Raw genomic sequence first — 2,417 nt, 5'->3', positions numbered from 1 at the left:
AGGCGATCCCGGCGTAGGGGGAGTCTGTGCCGCTGATCTGCCGGAACTGCGGGATCGAGATCGAGTGGCAGCCGGTCATTGTGGATCGCCAGCCCTATTGCTGTCTGGGGTGCGCCCAAGGAGGGCCATGCCAGTGCGACTATGCCCGGCTGCCCTCTCCCGCGGCGCCTGCGACGCTGGCCCAGCGGAGGCCTCCCCAGGCCGTCGAGGTTTTGAGCCAGCGGCCGGCCCCCCTGGTCGAGACGGCTCATCCATCTAAGGAGGAGGCCATCCATCCTGTGGAGGAGGTTTCCGATGGCGAAGAAGGGACGGATCGTAGGCATTGACCTGGGGACGACCAACTCGGTGATCGCCGTGATGGAGGGTGGGGAGCCCAAGGTGATCCCTGTGGCCGAGGGCGGGAACCTCTGCCCATCGGTGGTCGCCTTCACCAAGACCGGGGAGCGCATGGTGGGCCTGCCGGCCAAGCGCCAGGCGATCATCAACCCGGAGAACACGGTTTTCTCCATCAAGCGCTTCATGGGCCGGCGCTACAGCGAGGTCCCTGAGGAGATCCGTCGGGTCCCGTACAAGGTGGTGGAGGGGCCGAACGGGGATGCCCGGGTGTTCATCCCGGCCGTCAGCAAGGAGTTCACCCCGCAGGAGATCTCGGCGATGATCCTGCGCAAGCTCAAGCAGGACGCCGAGGCCTACCTGGGGGAGCCGGTCACCCAGGCGGTGATCACGGTGCCGGCTTACTTCAACGACAGCCAGCGCCAGGCCACCAAGGACGCCGGGAAGATCGCCGGCCTGGAGGTGCTCCGGATCATCAACGAGCCCACGGCCGCCGCCCTGGCCTATGGGATGGACAAGAAGAAGAACGAGATCATCCTGGTGTGGGATCTGGGCGGCGGGACCTTCGACGTCTCGATTTTGGAGGTCGGTGACGGGGTGATCGAGGTGAAGGCCACGGCCGGCGACACCCACCTGGGCGGCGACGATTGGGACCAGGTGATCATCGACTACGTGGCGGAAGAGTTCATGAAGGAGCACGGCATCGACCTCCGGAAGGACCGCCAGGCCCTCCAGCGGCTGAAGGAGGCGGCCGAGAAGGCGAAGATCGAGCTCTCCACGCTGATGGAGACGGAGATCAACTTGCCCTTCATCACCGCCACGGCCGACGGGCCGAAGCACCTCCAGATGCGCTTGACCCGGGCGAAGTTCGAGCAGCTCTCCCGCCACCTGGTGGAGCGGCTGAAGGGGCCCTTCGAGCAGGCCCTGCGCGACGCCAAGCTGCGGCCGGAGCAGATCGACGAGGTGATCTTGGTCGGCGGCGCCACCCGCATGCCGATGGTGCAGCAGCTGGTCCGGGAGCTCACCGGCAAGGAGCCCCACAAGGGTGTGAACCCGGACGAGGTGGTGGCGGTCGGCGCGGCCATCCAGGCGGGCGTGCTGGCCGGTGAGGTCCGGGATGTGCTGCTCCTGGACGTGACGCCGCTCTCCCTGGGCGTGGAGACCCTGGGCGGGGTGATGACCGTCCTCATCCCCCGCAACACCACCATCCCGGTGCGCAAGACCGAGGTCTTCACCACCGCGGAGGACTTCCAAACCGCGGTGGACATCAAGGTCTACCAGGGCGAGCGGCCGATGGCGGCGGATAACATCCTCCTGGGCCAGTTCCGCCTGGAGGGCATCCCGCCGGCGCCGCGGGGCGTGCCGCAAATCGAGGTGACCTTCGACATCGACGCCAACGGCATCCTCAGCGTCTCGGCGCGCGACCGGGCGACCGGGAAGGAAGCCAAGATCACCATTACCGCCTCCACCAACCTGTCCAAGGAGGAGGTGGAGCGGCTCCTCAAGGAGGCGGAGCGCTACGCCGAGGAGGATCGGCGTCGGCGCGAGCTGGCCGAGGCCCGCAACGAGGCGGACAACATGATCTACAGCGTCGAGCGCTCGCTGCGGGAGCTGGGCGATCAGGTCACCCCGGCCGACCGCGAGCGCATCGAGGGCCTGATCCGCCAGCTGAAGGAGGCGATGGGCACGGACAACGCGGCTCGGATCCGCCAGCTCACCCAGGAGCTGCGCCAGGCGGCCCTGGCGATCGGCCAGGCGGTCTACCAGCGGGCGGCGACCGGTGGGACAGGCTCCTCTCGCCCATCCGGTGAAGGCGAGGTGGTGGAAGGCGAATACCGCCAGGTCTGAGCGAGGGATCGGGGGTTCCAACGGCCGCTTCATGGCCGTTGGAACCCACAACGGCGCAGGAGGGAAGCGGGCGATGTGGTTTTGGTGGGATCCGTTGTACTTCGTGTTTGCGCTGCCGGCGCTGGTGCTGGGCCTGTACGCCCAGGCGAAGGTCCAGGCGGCCTACCAGCGGTGGCTGCGGGCGCCGGCCCGGCTGACCGGGCTGGAGGCGGCGCGGCGGCTGCTCCAGACGGCGG

General features: G+C 68.1%; 2 protein-coding genes. Both read left to right on the top strand.

Features of this window, described 5'->3' with window-relative positions; translation table 11 throughout:
- The first annotated feature begins 26 nt into the window (after positions 1–26).
- Positions 27–326, top strand: coding sequence for a hypothetical protein (locus tag ACFMO5_RS03455; RefSeq protein WP_376791367.1), 300 nt, complete (start codon positions 27–29; stop codon positions 324–326).
- A complete protein-coding gene (dnaK, locus tag ACFMO5_RS03450; RefSeq protein WP_376791366.1) occupies positions 295–2,181 on the top strand; it encodes a molecular chaperone DnaK in 1,887 nt (628 codons plus the stop codon). The genes ACFMO5_RS03455 and dnaK overlap by 32 nt, the downstream gene beginning before the upstream one ends.
- Positions 2,182–2,417 lie beyond the last annotated feature (236 nt).

Source organism: Thermoflexus sp., from assembly GCF_042408365.1.
In the GTDB taxonomy this organism is placed as follows: Bacteria; Chloroflexota; Anaerolineae; order Thermoflexales; family Thermoflexaceae; genus Thermoflexus.
Note: the sequence above shows the minus strand (reverse complement) of the source record. Positions and strands in the feature narration are given on the sequence as shown.